Raw genomic sequence first — 15871 nt, 5'->3', positions numbered from 1 at the left:
CTGACCCGATGTACCGCTTTGAGTTGAACCGCTCCGTGGTGGGCGAAGGGGGACTTGAACCCCCACGTCCCGAAGGACACTGGCACCTGAAGCCAGCGCGTCTGCCATTCCGCCACTCGCCCGTGGCTGTCTGCGTGAGACCCGAGAACGATAGCAAGGGGTACGGGGCGGAAGCAAAACGCGTCGCGTGAGGACCCAGCCGACGGAAACCAGCGCCCAGTCGACGGGGCGCCCTTCGTGTCACTCGCAAGCTCGCTCCTCAGGGACCGACGACCGCTCGCGAGCTCGCCGCCGCGTACCCACTCAACGAAAAACAGCGCCCAGTCGACGGGACATGGCGCCCACTCGACGGGGTTTGTGGACGTGGATGTATCGGTTCGTGATCGGAAATACACCCGTATGCGCTGGTCAGCGACGGTGTGGCAGGTAGGGTGAACACCACGACGTCGCTGTTGCTGATGTTGCGAACGTTGCTGCATTGACGTCGACCCAGGCTAAATGGTCAGAATCGGTATCATCTATCAAGGCCATACGCACGGCGACACGCCACGACCGTGTGCAGCAAGCCGCGAAGGGAGGGTCGCCGGTGGGTATTTTGCAGCGTATCGAACGCAAGCTGGAGGGCGCGGTCGACGACAGCTTCGCGCGTGTCTTCGGCGGCCAGGTCGCACCGCAGGAGATCGAGAACGGACTACAGCGCGAGGCGCAGGAGGGTCTGCGCGATCTCGGTGACGGCGCGATCCTGGCCCCCAACAGCTATCGATTGCAGCTCAGTTCCACCGACTTCAAGCACGTGGCGGCCGAGTACGAACTGAACCGCAAGACCTTCTCCAAGCACCTCGAGAACTTCATCTCCGACAACGGCTGGCAAACCTACGGCCGGGTCGTCGTAGAGTTCGACGAGTCCCCGTCATTGCATACCGGTATCTTCCGTGCCCACGGATCGGTGAATCCGGATGCCCGACCCAGACCGATGTCGCCCGGCCGACAAGATCCACCCGCAGCGCAGGCACCGTCGGCGCCGCACGCACCCCAGGCAGAGCAGCACCCCGAAAGTGCACATCGACAAGTAGGAGCCCCACAGATGACCAACAACCCCGGATATGACCAGCGCAGGGGGACCGACCCGGCGTATGACCAGGGTGGCCAGCAGGGTGGCTACGACTACCAGCAGGCCGGCGGCTATCCCCAGGGCTACGGCCAGCAAGGCTACGCCGACCAGGGATACGCACAGCAGGGCTACGGACAGCCCGGATATGACCAGGGCTATCAGCAGGGCTACGACCCGGCCTATGCCCAGCAGGGCGGCTACGACCAGGCCTACGCCGACCAGAACTACGGTCAGGGCTATGCCGACCAGGCCTACGCCCAGCCCGGCTACGAGCAGGGCTACCAGCAGGGTGGTTACGACCAGGGTGGCTACCAGCAGGCCTACGACTACCAGCCGGGTGACTACCAGCAGCAGGGCTACGGTCAGCCCGCCTACGGCTACGGCCAGGGCGGTTACGACCAGGGCTACGGCCGGCCGGGGTACGCGCCAGCGGCGATCACCCTGCTTCTCGAGGACGGCAGCAACCGCACCTTCCAGCTGCGGGAGGGCTCCAACATCATCGGGCGCGGCCAGGACGCCCAGTTCCGGCTGCCCGACACCGGCGTGTCGCGCCGGCATGTGGAGATCCGCTGGGACGGCTCCGTGGCGATGCTGACGGATCTGAACTCCACCAACGGCACCACCGTCAACGACCTGCAGGTCAGCAGCTGGGAACTCGCCGACGGTGACCGTATCCGCGTGGGCCACTCCGACATCACTGTCCGGTTCCAGTAGTCACCACGCATTCACCCGGTCGCTCACCAGGCGACCGGGCGTTGATACTGAACTGTCACATCTCAATGCAGGCGAAAACTCAGTCTGCCCATAAGATGCAGTCGGGTCCGTTTGTACGACCGGCGCCCGGGGTGGAACGCGTGGGCCGAGAAGTGATGGCGCTGGAGGTGAACACTTAGATGCAGGGCTTGGTGCTGCAGCTGACCCGAATCGGGTTCTTGCTGCTGCTCTGGCTGTTCGTGTACGCCGTCATCCGAACCCTGCGCGCCGACATCGCGTCTGCCGGCGGCAGCCGCTTGGCGCGCTATACGCGCGGCGACAAAAGGGATCGGTCGAGCGCGCGCACGGCCCGCGGCTCCGCGCGGTACCTGGTGGTGACCCAGGGCGCGCTGGCCAACACCCGGATCACGCTGGGCACCCAACCGGTGCTGCTCGGACGCGCCGACGACTCGACGCTGGTCCTCACCGACGACTACGCATCCGAACGGCACGCGCGGCTGTCGCGGCGCGGCGACGACTGGTACGTCGAAGACCTCGGCTCCACCAACGGCACCTACCTTGACCGCTCCAAGGTCACCACCGCGGTGCGGGTTCCGCTGAGCACGCCGATCAGGATCGGCAAGACCGTGATCGAGTTGCGCCCGTGACCCTGGTACTGCGCTACATCGCGCGAAGCGACCGTGGGCTGGTCCGCTCGAACAACGAGGACTCCGTGTACGCCGGTGCCCGGCTGCTGGCGCTCGCCGACGGCATGGGCGGTCACGCGGCCGGGGAGGTCGCCAGCCAGCTGGTGATCCAGGCGCTGCGCAGCCTCGACGACGACGAGCCCGGCGGCGATCTGCTGGCCCAGCTCGATCGCGCCACCCACAACGGCAACGCGGCCATCGCCGCCCAAGTGGAGCACTCCCCCGAACTCGAGGGCATGGGCACCACCCTCACCGCGATCCTGTTCGCGGGCAGCCGTATCGGCCTGTGCCACATCGGTGACTCCCGCGGCTACCTGTACCGCGACGACCAGCTCACCCAAATCACCCGCGACGACACGTTCGTGCAGACTCTCGTCGACGAGGGCCGCATCACCGCCGAACAGGCCCACACCCACCCGCAGCGTTCGCTGATCATGCGGGCGCTCACCGGTCAGGAGGTGGAGCCGACGCTGACCATCCGGGAAGCCCGCGCCGGCGACCGCTACCTGCTGTGCAGCGACGGCCTGTCCGACGTGGTGAGCGAGGAGACCCTCGCCGACACCCTCGGATCCATCACCGACTACAAGGAGTGCGCCGACCGGCTCATCGAACTGGCGCTGCGTGGTGGCGGTCCCGACAATGTGACCGTCATCGTCGCCGACGTCGTCGACACCGAGTACGGCGATTCGCGACCCATCGTCGGCGGCGCCGCCGGTGGCGACGACGAGGGCTACACGCCCAACCCGGCAACCGCGGCCGGACGCGCAGCCGCCCTGCGGCCACCGGCCGAGAAACCGCAACGTCCCACCATCATGGCCGACGACGATCAGGCACCGCCGCACCGACCGTGGCGCCGTTGGGTGTTCGCCGGGACCGCGGTGGCCGTGATCGCACTCATCATTGTGGGTGCGTTCATCACCCGGGCGATGGTGCGCAACAGCTACTACGTGGGCGCCGAGAACAACGAGGTGGTGATCTTCCAGGGCTCGCCGGACAAGGTGCTGTTCCTCGACCTCAGTTCAGCCAACCAATCAGTGTGCGTGACCGGTCTCGACCAGGAACAGCCGCAGGTGGAGTTCGTCGAATACGACACCTCAGACACCTGCACGCCGCTGCAGACGTCGGATCTGGCCGAACTCGATCGCAACGCCGTCGAGGGCAAGTCGATCCGCAACATGCCGCTGTCCGACGCCGAGGACCGCGTCGAGGCGCTCAACTTCCTGCCGCTGTGCCCGGAACCGCTGCCCGAGCCCACCCCGACACCCGCGCCGGTGCCCGGTCAGCCGGCCCCTCGGCCCTCCCCGACACCCGCCACCCCACCGGCCCCATCGCCGACGTCGTCCACGCCCGCTTCGACCACGTCGTCGTCGCTGGCACCCCAATACGACAATGACGGCAACAAGATCTGCCGGGGCCATTAGATGAGTCAACCGTCCGCGACCGTTCACGCTCCGCCGCGCCAACCTCCCGAACAGACCGGCCGCACCGCCGAGATGCTGCTGCTCGGGTTCGCCATCGGCCTGGTGACCGTGGCGCTGCTCATCGTGCAGTCCGCCCAGGAACAGAGCCTCACCTGGGATCTGGCGAAGTACGTCGCCGCCTACACGGCGCTGTTCGGCGTCGCGCACCTGGTGGTGCGGCGCTACGCCCCGCATGCCGATCCGCTGCTGCTGCCGGTGGTCGCGGTGCTCAACGGCCTCGGGTTGGTGCTGATCCACCGAGTCGACCTGGGTACCGGACCGACCGGTGAATCCATCAACGACTCCGATGTCACCCACAATGCCGACCAGCAACTGCTGTGGGCGGTCCTGGGCATCATCGCGTTCTCGGCGGTGCTGATCCTGGTACGCGATCACCGCACCCTGTCGCGCTACGCCTACACGCTGGGCCTGGGTGGCCTTGTGCTGCTGATCATCCCGGCGATCCTGCCGTCGTCGATGTCGGAGATCAACGGGTCGAAGAACTGGATCATCCTGCCGTTCTTCTCGATTCAGCCCAGCGAGTTCGCCAAGATCCTGATCATCATCTTCACCGCGGCGTTCCTGGTGTCCAAGCGTGACCTGTTCACCACCGCGGGAAAGCATTTCCTCGGTATGGATTTCCCCCGCGCCCGCGATCTGGGACCGCTGCTGGCGGCGTGGTTCGTGTCGATCGCGGTGCTGGCCTATTCGTCGGATCTGGGTAGCTCGCTGCTGATCTTCTCCACCGTGCTGACGATGGTGTATGTGGCCACCGAACGTGCCAGCTGGCTGGTGCTGGGCATCACGCTGTTCGTGATCGGCGCGTTGATCGCCTACCAGCTCTTCGGGCACCTGCAGGTGCGGGTGGAGGTGTGGCGGGATCCGTTCAGCGACTTCGACGGCTCCGGCTACCAGATCGGGCAGAGCCTGTTCGGTCTGGCCACCGGCGGTCTGTTCGGCACCGGCCTCGGCTCGGGCCGGCCCAACATCGTCCCGTTCGCCAACACCGACTTCATCATCGCCACCGTCGGTGAGGAACTCGGACTCACCGGGCTCGCCGCGATCCTGATGCTGTACCTCATCTTCGTGATGCGCGGCCTGCGCACCGGCATCGCGGTGCGCGACAGCTTCGGCAAGCTGCTCGCGACCGGCCTGTCGTTCACCATCGCGGTGCAGATCTTCGTGGTGGTCGGCGGCGTCACCAAACTGATCCCGCTGACCGGTCTGACCACCCCGTTCCTGTCCTATGGCGGGTCGTCGCTGCTGGCCAATTACATTCTGGTGGCGTTGCTCATCCGGATCTCCAACGCCGCCCGCGAACCCGACCCCACGCGTCGGCGCCCGCCACCCAAGAGCATCGACTCGCTGCCCACCCAGGCGGTGCGCCGATGAACAAACCGATCCAACGGGTGTCCATCGCGGTGATCGTGATGGTGGTGGCCCTGCTGGCCAACGCCACCTACGTGCAGGTGTTCAAGGCCGACGCACTGCGGTCGGACCCGCGCAACAACCGGGTGCTGCTCGACGAGTACTCGCGGCAACGCGGCGCGATTACCGCCGACGGAGGTTCGGTGGTCGCGGTGTCGGTGCCCACCGACAGCCGACTGAAGTTCCTGCGCACCTACCCGCCCAACGGCGCCGACGCGTTCGCGCCGGTGACCGGTTATTACTCGTTCCAGTACGGCAGTTCCGGGCTCGAGTTGTACGAGAACTCGATCCTGAACGGCAACGACGACCGGCTATTCGGGCAGCGGTTCATGGACATGTTCTCCGGCCGCGACCCGCGCGGCGGCAACGTCGTCAGCACCGTGATGCCACGCCTGCAGCGGGTGGCCTACGACGGCCTGCGCAACGGCTGCCAGGGCGGCTGCCGTGGCGCGGTGGTGGCGTTGCAGCCCAACACCGGCAAGATCCTCGCGATGGCGTCGTCGCCGAGCTACGACCCCAACAAGCTGGCCAGCCACGACCAGGATGTGCGCGAACGCAGCTGGGCAGCATGGAACCAGCCCGGCGACATCAACAACCCGATGCTCAACCGCGCCGTCAACCAGCTCTACCCGCCGGGTTCGACGTTCAAGGTGATCACCAGTGCCGCCGCGTTGCGCGACGGGGTGACCCCCGATGTGCGGCTGACCGCGGCTCCCCAGATCACCCTGCCCGACACGGCGACGTCGCTGAGCAACTACGGCGGCCAGACGTGCCCCGGGTCGTCGGGCGGAACCGTGTCGCTCACGCAGGCGTTCGAGTACTCCTGCAACACGGCATTCGTCGACCTGACGACGACCAAGATGAAGGATCCGATCACCGTGTTCACTGAGACGGCGAATCGTTTCGGCCTCGATGAGGAACAGCCCGACACCCCACTACCGGTATCGGAGTCCACCGTCGGCGCGATTCCCGACCTGGCCGCGCTCGGCCAGGCGTCGATCGGGCAGCGCGACGTGCGGGTGACGCCGATGCAGATGGCGATGGTCGCCGCGACGGTCGCCAATGGCGGCGTCCGGATGCAGCCCTACCTGGTGGACAAGCTCCAGGCCGCCGATCTGCGTACTCTGCAGACGACACAACCGACCACGATCAACGAACCGATCAGCTCCGATCAGGCGGCGACGCTGACATCGATGATGATCGACTCCGAACGCAACACCGCCGGCGCCGGCGGTCCGGTGTCGATCGCATCGAAGACCGGTACGGCCGAGCACTCCGCGACCTCCGACGTGGAATCGGAGACGCCGTACTCCTGGTACATCGCCTTCGGGCCGTCGGCGAACGCACAGGTCGCGGTGGCGGTTGTGGTGGAGAACGGTGACCTCGGTCCCGCCTCCACCGGCGGCGCGGTGGCCGCGCCGATCGGACGAGCTGTGATCAACGCGCTGGTGGGAGGTGCAAGCTGATGACATTGCAGAGCGGCACCACCATCGCCGACCGCTACCGGCTGATGCGTCTCATCGCCACCGGTGGCATGGGCCAGGTCTGGGAGGCTCTCGACGCCCGGCTCAATCGGCGGGTGGCGGTGAAGGTACTCAAGGCCGAGTACACCCACGACCCGGAGTTCACCGCACGGTTTCGGACAGAGGCACAGACCACCGCCAAGCTGAACCACCCGGGCATCGCCAACGTCTTCGACTACGGCGAGACACCCGATCGCGGCGGCGGTGAACCGCTGGCGTACCTGGTGATGGAGCTGGTCGACGGCGAACCACTCAACTCGGTGATCTCGCGGATGGGCCGCTTGTCGCTGAACAACACCCTGGACATGCTCGAGCAGACCGGTCGGGCGTTGCAGGCTGCGCACACGCAGAATCTGGTACACCGCGACGTCAAGCCCGGGAACATCCTCATCACCCCGACCGGGCAGGTGAAGATCACCGACTTCGGTATCGCCAAGGCCGTCGATTCGGCGCCGGTCACCCAGACGGGCATGGTGATGGGCACCGCCCAGTACATCTCGCCCGAGCAGGCCACCGGCGACGAAGCGACCGCCGCGTCGGACGTCTACTCGCTCGGTGTGGTCGGCTACGAGGCGCTGACCGGCCGCCGACCGTTCCTCGGTGACGGCGCGATCACCGTCGCCATGAAACACATCCGCGAGACGCCGCCGCCGCTGCCCAACGCGGTACCGGCCAATGTGCGCGAGCTGATCGACACCACGATGGCCAAGGACCCGAGGCAGCGGTATGCCAACGGTGGCGAGTTCGCCGACGCGGTGGCCGCGGTACGTGCCGGGCATCGTCCGCCGCGACCGGGTGCCATCGCCGGTGCTGCCGCGGCCGGAGCGGCCGGTGGGGCCGCTGCTGCGGCGGCCATGCGGCCGTCGGCGACCCGCGCGATGACCGGGTCGTCGACGCAACCGGCGACGGCGCGGACCTCGAGCCGCCCGCCCAGTCGACCGATGCCACCGGCCGACGACAACAGTTGGACGACCGGGCAGAAGGTGCTCGCCGGGGTGGCCGGCGCGTTGCTGGTCGCCGCGCTGGTGTTGATCGGCTACTGGCTGTTGAACATGAACTCGTCGTCGCCAGGGGTGCCCGCGACGTCGTCGACAACCACGGTGACCGAGACCACCACGGCGGTCCCGGAGACCACCGAAGAGCAGGTGGAGCCCGAACCGACCACTACGACACGTGAGCGGCCCACCACAACCGCCGAGACCACCACCGAGGAGACCACCACCGAGCCACCGCCCGCGCCGGACACCGCAGACACCACGGACCCGGGCGCGCCGACCGCAGAGAACCCGTTGTTTCCGACCTTCACGATCCCCGGCCTGTCGGGTCGATGAGGTGACGATAATGGTTGGGGTGTCGATGGGGATGGCAGCATACGAGCGGGTACCGCTCGGCCGCGGCCGGACCGTGAGCTGCGAAAGATGGTGAGCGCAACGTGATGTCGACGCCGCACCATCTGTCTGATCGGTACGAACTCGGCGAGACGCTCGGGTTCGGTGGCATGTCGGAGGTGCATTTCGCGCGGGATCTCCGTTTGCATCGCGATGTCGCGATCAAAGTGCTACGCGCCGACCTGGCACGTGATCCCACGTTCTATCTGCGGTTCCGACGTGAGGCGCAGAACGCGGCGAAACTGAACCATCCGACGATCGTGCAGGTCTTCGACACCGGTGAGGCCGAGACCGAAGACGGTCCGCTGCCGTTCATCGTGATGGAGTACGTTGACGGCGACACGCTGCGCGACGTCCTGCGGTCCAACGGGCCGGTCTCGCCCCGCCAGGCGATGACGTGGATGGCCGATGTGGCCGCGGCGATGGATTTCTCGCACCGCAACGGCATCGTGCACCGCGACATGAAGCCGGCGAACGTGATGATCGACAAGGCCGGCGCGGTGAAGGTAATGGACTTCGGCATCGCCCGCGCGATGAGCGACACCACCTCGACGATGACGCAGACGTCGGCGGTGATGGGCACCGCGCAGTACCTGTCCCCCGAACAGGCCCGCGGCATCAAGGTCGATCCGCGCAGCGACATCTACTCGATGGGCTGCGTGCTGTTCGAACTGCTCACCGGCGAACCTCCGTTCACCGGTGACTCCCCGGTCGCCGTCGCCCACCAGCACGTACACGAGGACCCGGCGTGGCCGTCGTCGATTCGCGAGGAGATCCCGCCGGCACTCGACTCGGTGGTGCTCAAGGCGATGAGCAAGAACCCGGCGAACCGGTACCAGTCGGCCGCCGACCTGCGATCGGATCTGATCAAGGTGCTCGCCGGGGGTCGGCCGTCGGCGCCGATGCTGATGTCGGATGCCGACCGCACCGAGTTCATCGACAGCACCGCGCGACGGTCCCTGACCGACTCCGGACCCCGTCGTGCGGTCAGCGGCGGCTCGCATCGCCGTGAGGACGACACCGGCGACGTCGATCCGCCGGTGCGACGACGGCGCCTCGGGCTGATCGTCGGGACGGCGGTGGCCGCGGTGATCGCACTGGTGGCCGGTCTGCTGCTGTGGTCCCCGTGGGGTTCGGACACCGCCGCCCAGATCCCGGTGCCCGCGGTGGTCGGCAAGACGTCGGCGGAGGCCCGCGACAGTCTCGAGGCCGCCGGGTTCACCGTTCAAGAACTCGAAGAGCCGAGCCTGGAGGTGGCGGCCGGTTCGGCAACCCGATCCACCCCCGCAGAGAACGTGCTGGCCGCCGAGGGCTCCGAGATCACCCTCTACATCTCGACCGGTCCGCAGCGTCACCAGATGCCCGACCTGCGTGGACAGACCCCCGACGAGGCGACCGAGGCCTTGCGGGTGCTCGGATTCTCCAACGTCAGGACCGACCGGGTGGATTCGACCGGCGAACTGAAAGACAAGGTCGTCGGCACCACCCCGCCGGTGGGGGCCGAGGCGCCCGTCAACGGCGCGGTCGTGGTGCACGTGGGTAACGGTCCCAAGGAGATCACCGTGCCCGATGTGACCGGGCAAACCGAAGACGAAGCGCGCACCGTGCTCGAACAGGTCGGTCTGCAGGTGGTCAGTGTGGCCGGCGATTCCGAACTCCCGGCCGGGCAGGTGGTGAGCAGTTCTCCGTCGGCCGGTGAGACGGTGGAGCAGGGCACGACCGTGCAGATCGTGGTGTCGCGCGGCAATATGTTCGTGATGCCCAACCTGCGCGGTCAGACCCTACAGCAGGTCCGCGCCAGCCTGGCCGACGCCGGTTGGGGGGACGGGACGCTGAACCGGACCGATCGCAATGTGCCCATCACCAGCCCCGACAACGACAAGGTGCTCAGCCAGACCCCCGCTCCCGGCTCGCGGGTGCGTAAGGGCGGCTCAGTTTCGGTGGTGATCGGTCAGGCGAGTCTGCTGCCGGGCTGAGCCGCAGCGGAGCCTCAGCCGATCGCGGCGGCCATCTCCGATTCGAGAACGGCGACGCGAGATTCGGGGATGTCGATGCCGCAGACGGCCAGCCAGTTGGCCAGCATGCGGTGTCCGCCCTGGGTGAGCACACTCTCCGGGTGGAATTGCACGCCGTGGATGGGGAGCTCGCGGTGGGCCATCGCCATCACGATGCCCGACTCGGTCCGGCCGGTGACGATCAGTTCGTCGGGAATCGTGTCGGGCACCACGGTCAGCGAGTGATATCGGGTCGCGGTGAACGGGCTGGGGAGTCCGGCCAGTACGCCCACGTCGTCATGGATCACCTGCGAGGTCTTGCCGTGCAGGAGTTCGGGAGCGCGGTCCACGGTGCCGCCGAACGCCGCTCCGATGGCCTGATGGCCCAGGCAGACACCCAGCAGCGGCATCCCGGACTGCCGGGCCACACCGACCAGTGGGATGGTGGCCCCGGCGCGCTGCGGGGTGCCTGGGCCCGGGCTCAGCAACACGCCGTCGAAACCCTCGACCGCGGCCGCCGGATCGGCCAACTGTGGATCGTCGTTGCGCCACACGACGGCTTCCACACCAAGCTGGCCCAGATACTGGACGAGGTTGTAGACGAAGCTGTCGTAGTTGTCGATGACGAGGATGCGACCGGCTGACGACCCCGATCCCTCGCGCACAGGCGGCTGATTCACCCCGTCAGGCTACCTTGGGCGACCCGGCGGCAGTCCATCGGATTTGCGCCGCCCCGCGGTGGCCGTACGCGACGTTGCCGGGTCGGCGACCTGGTGAGATACCGTAGAGACACACCTTTGCGAGCGGCGGACCCACTGTCAGGGAGTCATCCCGGTACCGTCGCGACCGACCGACAGCCCGATGAGCTGTTCAGCACTACAGAGGAAGTCATGCCGAAGTCAAAAGTCCGGAAGAAGACCGATTACACCATCAACCCGGCAAGTCGGACGCCGGTGAAGGTGAAGGCGGGCCCCTCCAGCAACATCTACGTGTGGATCATGCTCGGCCTCATGTTGATCGGGCTCGCCTGGCTGATCGTGTTCTATCTCGTCGCCACCCCATCGGCGCTGGGCGCCGAAGGCAAGGCGCTGCACTGGATGTACGAGCTGGGTCCGTGGAACTTTCTGATCGGATTCGCCCTGATGGTGGTGGGTTTGCTGATGACCATGCGGTGGCGTTGACGCGTGCGGGAAAACGGACGCTCGATCCGTCCACAGCACCTACTCACATGTGTGTAATTCATCCACACTGTGGAAACCACATGTGTGTAAGTCATCCCCACTGTGAGTAAAGCCTGTGGATAACTCAGCCCATCTATCCACAAATGAATGGGCCACCCCTCGGCCGGCCGCGGTCGCGCTGGGCATCGGTGGTGTGATCCTGTTGGTGGCGGCGGTCTGGGCGGCCGGAGACCCGGCCGGTCTGGTGCTGATGGGCACCGCCGGACTACTGCTGTTGGGATTCTCCGGCTACGCGCTGCTCATCCGCCCGCGGCTGGCGGTGATCACCGCGCCCGACGGCCGACCGGCGATTCTGGTGCGCACCATCGGCGGCGCGCACACCTATCCGCGAGACCGGATCGATCGAATTCGGTTGCTCGACTTCCGCCGTATCGGCCGTCGGACCGGCCAACTGGAGTTCGATTTCCTGCAGCACGATGCGCCGACAACCGCCTCGGCGGATGACGCGCTGCGCGACGACACCCGCCTGGTGGTATTCAGCCGGTGGGATCTGGGTGCCGACCTCGGCGCGGTCGCCGAGGACCTGCGCCGGGCCGGCTTCGTGGTCGACGACCAACGCACCTGATCCCCGGCCGCCGCGGCAAGTTCAGCCGACGAAGACGCGGATCCCGGTGTATGACATCGCGACCACGACACTGACGGCCAACGCCAGTACCAACAGGGCGGCGATGACGATCCACCCGATCCGGGAGGCGGCGGCCGCCGATCGACGCTCGGGCGACAGCAACCATCGGGGCGCGAAGATGATGCCCGCAGTGGCGGCCGCGCCGAACAGCAGACCACCGACGTGGGCCAGCAACGAAATGCCCGGAATGGTGATCGACAGGACCAGGTTCAGCACGATGATGGAGATGACCGGTGTCGGTGACACCCGGGCTCTGAGAACCACGATGAGGACCGCACCCATCAGGCCGTAGATGGCTCCCGACGCCCCGGCGTTGATCGAGATGTCGGGCCCGAACGCCATCACCGCGGCACTACCGCCCAGCAGCGAGGTGACATACACCCCGAGATAGCGCGGGATGCCGATGGCGATCTCGAGGTCACGGCCGAGAATGAACAGCGAGATCATGTTCACCGCGACATGGGTGATCGAGAAATGCAGGAACCCTGCGGTGAACAGTCGCCAATACTCGCCGTCGGCGACCAAGGGTTTCACCAGCGCGAGGTCGACGAACAGCCGCGAGTTCAGCATGTCGAAACCGCCGGCCTGCAGCGCACACAGCGCGAAGATGACCAGGTTGATCGCGATCAGCGTGTAGGTCGCGTACGGCCGGGAGGCCACCGGACCGGCCACCATGGGTCGGATGCCGCGATCACCGAACGTCGGGGCGGCCACGTTGCGTTGGACACCGTCGTTGCGCAGACATTCCACGCAGTGCTGTCCGACGGCGGCCGGTCGGAGGCATTCGGGGCAAGCCGGTCGCCCGCACCTGCTACACGACAGGCCGGTGGGACGATCGGGGTGCCGAAAGCACACCGCAGGCGGACCTGCGGTGTACTGCGGACCGGGGTACTGCGGGCCGGTCAGTTGATTTCGATCTTCTCGATGACGACCTCGTCGAGCGGGCGGTCGGCACGATCGGTCGACGTGGTGGCGATGGCGTCGACGACCTGCTGCGACGCCGGGTCGCTGACCTCACCGAAGATGGTGTGGCGACGGTTGAGGTGCGGGGTGGGGCCCACGGTGATGAAGAACTGCGAGCCGTTGGTGCCCGGTCCGGCGTTGGCCATGGCCAGCAGATATGGGCGATCGAACTGCAGCTCGGGGTGGAATTCGTCGGCGAACTGGTAGCCGGGCCCGCCGCGGCCGGTGCCGGTGGGATCGCCGCCCTGGATCATGAAGCCCTCGATGACGCGGTGGAACACCGAGCCGTCGTAGAACGGGCCGCTGTCGCCGCCGGAGGCGTTCGGCTGGCTGTAGTCCTTGGAGCCGTCGGCGAGGCCGGTGAAGTTCGCGACCGTCTTGGGTGCGTGATTGCCGAACAGTTCGACAACGATGTCGCCGCGATTGGTGTGCAGGGTCGCGGTCTGCTTCTGAGTAGTCACATCACCATCCAACCACTTTCCGCGACGAGGGGTTCCCGGCCGGTTACCGCGGGTCACACGCCCCGATCGCAACACACCCGAGATGACAGGCGACCCGAGCGACTGGCACGCTGGTGGGCATGTCGAACAAGTACGTGTGGGCGGGCGTGTCGAGTGCTGCTGCGCTGATCGCCACAGCGGTCACCGTCGGCGTCGTGCGCCGCTCCCGCCGGGAGCCGCCACCGATTTCGGCCACCGTGCCCCGCGTAGAGGATCTGCGCACAGTCACCGACGGCGGGGACCCGGATTCCGCGGCATCGTGATCACATGGCGGTCCTGACGAGCGTGCCGGCCGGGCCCCCCGCGGCGCCGATGGGTGTCTGCACGGTCACCGACCGAACAGCGGCGACGCGGAAACGGTAATTTGGAACAGTGACCTCCGACGACACCTCGCGTCCGAACTCTGATCCGGGCGCCCCCCGGAGCAGCGCGGACGCCGACGGCGACGCCTCTGCGAACACCCCGGTGTCGGCGCCCTGGGAGCGGCCGCCGACGGCACCCGTCACGTCGTCGGGATCAGCCCCAGCGCATGTCACGCCGCCACGCGGTCCGAATTCGCCACCGCAGAACCGTCCCAGTCCGCGGCCGCCGCAGTCGGGTGGTCCGCAGTCGGGTGGCCCGCAGGGTCCGGCTCGACCGGCGCCGCCACGCGGTCCGGGCGCACCGGGTCCTGGACCCGGCGGACGTCCGGGACCGCAGCGCGGTCCGGCCAATGGCATCCCGCCGTGGTCCACCGGTCCGGGCGGGCGCAACACTTCGCCTCCGATGCGGGGCGGCCCGCCAGCGCCTGGCTATCGCCCGCCGCCCGGTCGACGCCCCCCGCCCCCCGGCGCGCCTGGAGGTCCGCGGCCCGGGCCGCCGAATGCGGGTGCCCCGGCTCGGCCGTACGGAGCCCTGCCGCGTCCCAGCGGCAATTCACCCGGTGTCTTGCCTCCGGGTGATCTGCCCACCCGAACGGTGTCGGTTCCGACCACCGCCGACGACCCGGTCACCGCCCGCGTCACGCGGGACCCGGAATCCGCCGCCGAGACCGAGGTCCGTCCGTCCGCGCCGGCCACGGAGTCCGACGACTTCCGGCCGCTGCACGGACCTGCCGCCGCAACCGCCGCGGCGGCGGCCGGCACCGAGGGTTCGGAGCCGACCAAGCCTCCGCAGGCGTACTCCAGCATCCGCATCGACGACGACAAACGCCCGGAGGAACAGGTGCCCACGCGAAATCAGCCGACCCGAACAGGGCGATCGGCGAAGCCGCGTGGCACCAACCGAACAGCGATCTGGGCGCTGGTCCTCTCGATCCTGGGTATCACCTCACCCGTCGGGCTCTACCTCGGTTACCGTGCGCGGACGCAGATCGCGCGAACCCGCGAACTGGGCGAACCGTTTGCGCGCGTGGCGATCTGGATCGGCTGGCTGTACCTGGTGGTGATCGTTCTGGGGCTACTCACGTACTTCTGGATCGCCGGTCAGGGGTCTTAGGACCGCCGTGCGGCTGTTCGCGTTGTCAGCGGGTGTCGCCTATCGACGCACTGTGGCCGCGGCCAGGTCGTGGATCGACTGCCGCGTCGCGGGTGAGAATCCCTGTTGCGCAGCGTTGTCGAGGGCCGTGCCGGCTCCCAGCACGGGTTCGTAGTCGAGGCCGATCACGCCGGCCACCTCACCGGTGACGGCGTCGGTGAGCATTCCGGTCAGCGCCTGGTGGTTCAGCGTCGGTACCTGGCAACAGATCACCACGATCGTGCGGCGCAGAACCCCGGCGTGCTCCCACTCCGAGAACACCTCGCGGGAGCGGTTGAGCAGATCGGGTCGCGGGCCGACCACCAGAACGGGTGTGACATCGGCCAGCTCCGGCGAGCACAACTCGGGTAGCGCGGTCAGCGGCCGAGCTCCCGCATCCACCACCGGTACCGCGCCGAAACGCCAGGTGTGCAGCACGACGTCGGTGATCGCGGCCTCCGGCGCCGGCAACAGTCCGGTGCCGGCCGCGGTCCGCAGCAGCGCCTCGTCGCCGGTGGCCCGCAACCGCTGATGGAGGTCACCGTCGTTGCCGGCGGCATCCACCCACCACGACGCGCCGCTCAGGGACGTGCTCGCGCGGTATTCGGCCAGCAATGCGGAGATGACCGACGTGCCCACTCCCCCGGCGGTGCCGCAGACGACCACGCTACGTTCGCTGTTCGACGGTGGCGGGATGGGACCACCGTGTCCCTGCATGTCCTCGGTCATCGTCTCTTCCGAACT

Annotated in this window: 16 protein-coding genes and 1 tRNA gene; 11 read left to right on the top strand and 6 right to left on the bottom strand. The window is 67.6% G+C overall.

Annotation, left to right across the window (positions count from 1 at the left end):
- Positions 1–36: 36 nt before the first annotated feature.
- Positions 37–122, bottom strand: a tRNA-Leu gene (locus VX037_RS08855).
- Between the two features lie 464 nt (positions 123–586).
- Here VX037_RS08855 and VX037_RS08850 point away from each other — a divergent pair.
- The 7 genes from VX037_RS08850 (at position 587) to pknB (ending at position 10286) form a co-directional block, all read left to right on the top strand.
- The gene (locus VX037_RS08850; protein ID WP_328713927.1) at positions 587–1825 is read left to right on the top strand and encodes a DUF3662 and FHA domain-containing protein; all 1239 of its coding nucleotides are present in this window, start codon (positions 587–589) and stop codon (positions 1823–1825) included.
- 179 nt (positions 1826–2004) lie between these two features.
- A complete protein-coding gene (locus VX037_RS08845; protein WP_235721503.1) occupies positions 2005–2472 on the top strand; it encodes an FHA domain-containing protein FhaB/FipA in 468 nt (155 codons plus the stop codon).
- Positions 2469–3932, top strand: a complete 1464-nt coding sequence (locus VX037_RS08840) for a PP2C family protein-serine/threonine phosphatase (protein ID WP_328713926.1) — start codon at positions 2469–2471, stop codon at positions 3930–3932. Before VX037_RS08845 ends, VX037_RS08840 begins: the two co-directional genes overlap by 4 nt.
- Positions 3933–5363, top strand: coding sequence for an FtsW/RodA/SpoVE family cell cycle protein (locus VX037_RS08835; protein WP_328713925.1), 1431 nt, complete (start codon positions 3933–3935; stop codon positions 5361–5363).
- Positions 5360–6865, top strand: a complete 1506-nt coding sequence (locus VX037_RS08830; RefSeq protein WP_235721500.1) for a penicillin-binding transpeptidase domain-containing protein — start codon at positions 5360–5362, stop codon at positions 6863–6865. Before VX037_RS08835 ends, VX037_RS08830 begins: the two co-directional genes overlap by 4 nt.
- Positions 6865–8253, top strand: a complete 1389-nt coding sequence (locus VX037_RS08825) for a protein kinase domain-containing protein (RefSeq protein ID WP_328713924.1) — start codon at positions 6865–6867, stop codon at positions 8251–8253. Before VX037_RS08830 ends, VX037_RS08825 begins: the two co-directional genes overlap by 1 nt.
- 104 nt (positions 8254–8357) lie before the next feature.
- A complete protein-coding gene (gene pknB, locus VX037_RS08820) occupies positions 8358–10286 on the top strand; it encodes a Stk1 family PASTA domain-containing Ser/Thr kinase (protein WP_266061911.1) in 1929 nt (642 codons plus the stop codon).
- Between the two features lie 14 nt (positions 10287–10300).
- Here the strand turns inward: pknB and VX037_RS08815 are convergent, their stop codons facing one another.
- Complete coding sequence (locus tag VX037_RS08815) at positions 10301–10984, bottom strand: aminodeoxychorismate/anthranilate synthase component II (protein WP_328713922.1); 684 nt, start codon at positions 10982–10984, stop codon at positions 10301–10303.
- A 210-nt stretch (positions 10985–11194) separates the two neighbouring features.
- On the opposite strand from VX037_RS08815, the gene crgA reads away from it, so the two are divergent.
- Together crgA and VX037_RS08805 are read left to right on the top strand one after the other, a co-directional pair.
- A complete protein-coding gene (gene crgA / locus VX037_RS08810) occupies positions 11195–11485 on the top strand; it encodes a cell division protein CrgA (RefSeq protein ID WP_235721496.1) in 291 nt (96 codons plus the stop codon).
- 115 nt (positions 11486–11600) lie between these two features.
- A complete protein-coding gene (locus tag VX037_RS08805; RefSeq protein WP_328713920.1) occupies positions 11601–12110 on the top strand; it encodes a PH domain-containing protein in 510 nt (169 codons plus the stop codon).
- Between the two features lie 21 nt (positions 12111–12131).
- Here VX037_RS08805 and VX037_RS08800 read toward each other — a convergent pair whose 3' ends face one another.
- Together VX037_RS08800 and VX037_RS08795 are read right to left on the bottom strand one after the other, a co-directional pair.
- Positions 12132–13076: a rhomboid family intramembrane serine protease gene (locus tag VX037_RS08800; protein ID WP_372474946.1), complete on the bottom strand. Its 945-nt coding sequence runs from the start codon at positions 13074–13076 to the stop codon at positions 12132–12134.
- Positions 13073–13594, bottom strand: a complete 522-nt coding sequence (locus VX037_RS08795; RefSeq protein ID WP_235721493.1) for a peptidylprolyl isomerase — start codon at positions 13592–13594, stop codon at positions 13073–13075. The genes VX037_RS08800 and VX037_RS08795 overlap by 4 nt, the downstream gene beginning before the upstream one ends.
- Before the next feature lie 119 nt (positions 13595–13713).
- Between VX037_RS08795 and VX037_RS08790 the strand changes: the two genes are divergently transcribed.
- Positions 13714–13896 (top strand): hypothetical protein, encoded by a 183-nt coding sequence (locus VX037_RS08790; protein ID WP_235721492.1) that lies wholly within the window; start codon positions 13714–13716, stop codon positions 13894–13896.
- Here the strand turns inward: VX037_RS08790 and VX037_RS08785 are convergent, their stop codons facing one another.
- Positions 13897–14169, bottom strand: a complete 273-nt coding sequence (locus VX037_RS08785) for a hypothetical protein (RefSeq protein ID WP_287016093.1) — start codon at positions 14167–14169, stop codon at positions 13897–13899. It abuts the gene before it with no gap.
- A 421-nt stretch (positions 14170–14590) separates the two neighbouring features.
- Here VX037_RS08785 and VX037_RS08780 point away from each other — a divergent pair, with 421 nt between their 5' ends.
- Positions 14591–15109, top strand: a complete 519-nt coding sequence (locus VX037_RS08780; protein ID WP_328713919.1) for a DUF4190 domain-containing protein — start codon at positions 14591–14593, stop codon at positions 15107–15109.
- A gap of 39 nt (positions 15110–15148) precedes the next feature.
- Here VX037_RS08780 and VX037_RS08775 read toward each other — a convergent pair whose 3' ends face one another.
- Positions 15149–15856 carry a hypothetical protein gene (locus tag VX037_RS08775; protein WP_266061901.1) on the bottom strand — a complete coding sequence of 236 codons (708 nt, stop codon included), beginning with the start codon at positions 15854–15856 and terminating at the stop codon, positions 15149–15151.
- Positions 15857–15871 lie beyond the last annotated feature (15 nt).

It is taken from the genome of Gordonia sp. Z-3 (genome assembly GCF_036233855.1).
Taxonomy (GTDB): domain Bacteria; phylum Actinomycetota; class Actinomycetes; order Mycobacteriales; family Mycobacteriaceae; genus Gordonia; species Gordonia tangerina.
Note: the sequence above shows the minus strand (reverse complement) of the source record. Positions and strands in the feature narration are given on the sequence as shown.

What these genes read in the sequence shown, in the direction of transcription:
- VX037_RS08790 (WP_235721492.1), top strand. Translation starts at nt 13,714, where the DNA reads ATGTCGAACAAGTACGTGTGGGCGGGCGTGTCGAGTGCTGCTGCGCTG.
- crgA (WP_235721496.1), top strand. Translation starts at nt 11,195, where the DNA reads ATGCCGAAGTCAAAAGTCCGGAAGAAGACCGATTACACCATCAACCCG.
- VX037_RS08845 (WP_235721503.1), top strand. Translation starts at nt 2,005, where the DNA reads ATGCAGGGCTTGGTGCTGCAGCTGACCCGAATCGGGTTCTTGCTGCTG.
- VX037_RS08775 (WP_266061901.1), bottom strand. Translation starts at nt 15,856, where the DNA reads ATGACCGAGGACATGCAGGGACACGGTGGTCCCATCCCGCCACCGTCG.
- VX037_RS08825 (WP_328713924.1), top strand. Translation starts at nt 6,865, where the DNA reads ATGACATTGCAGAGCGGCACCACCATCGCCGACCGCTACCGGCTGATG.
- VX037_RS08835 (WP_328713925.1), top strand. Translation starts at nt 3,933, where the DNA reads ATGAGTCAACCGTCCGCGACCGTTCACGCTCCGCCGCGCCAACCTCCC.
- VX037_RS08830 (WP_235721500.1), top strand. Translation starts at nt 5,360, where the DNA reads ATGAACAAACCGATCCAACGGGTGTCCATCGCGGTGATCGTGATGGTG.
- pknB (WP_266061911.1), top strand. Translation starts at nt 8,358, where the DNA reads ATGTCGACGCCGCACCATCTGTCTGATCGGTACGAACTCGGCGAGACG.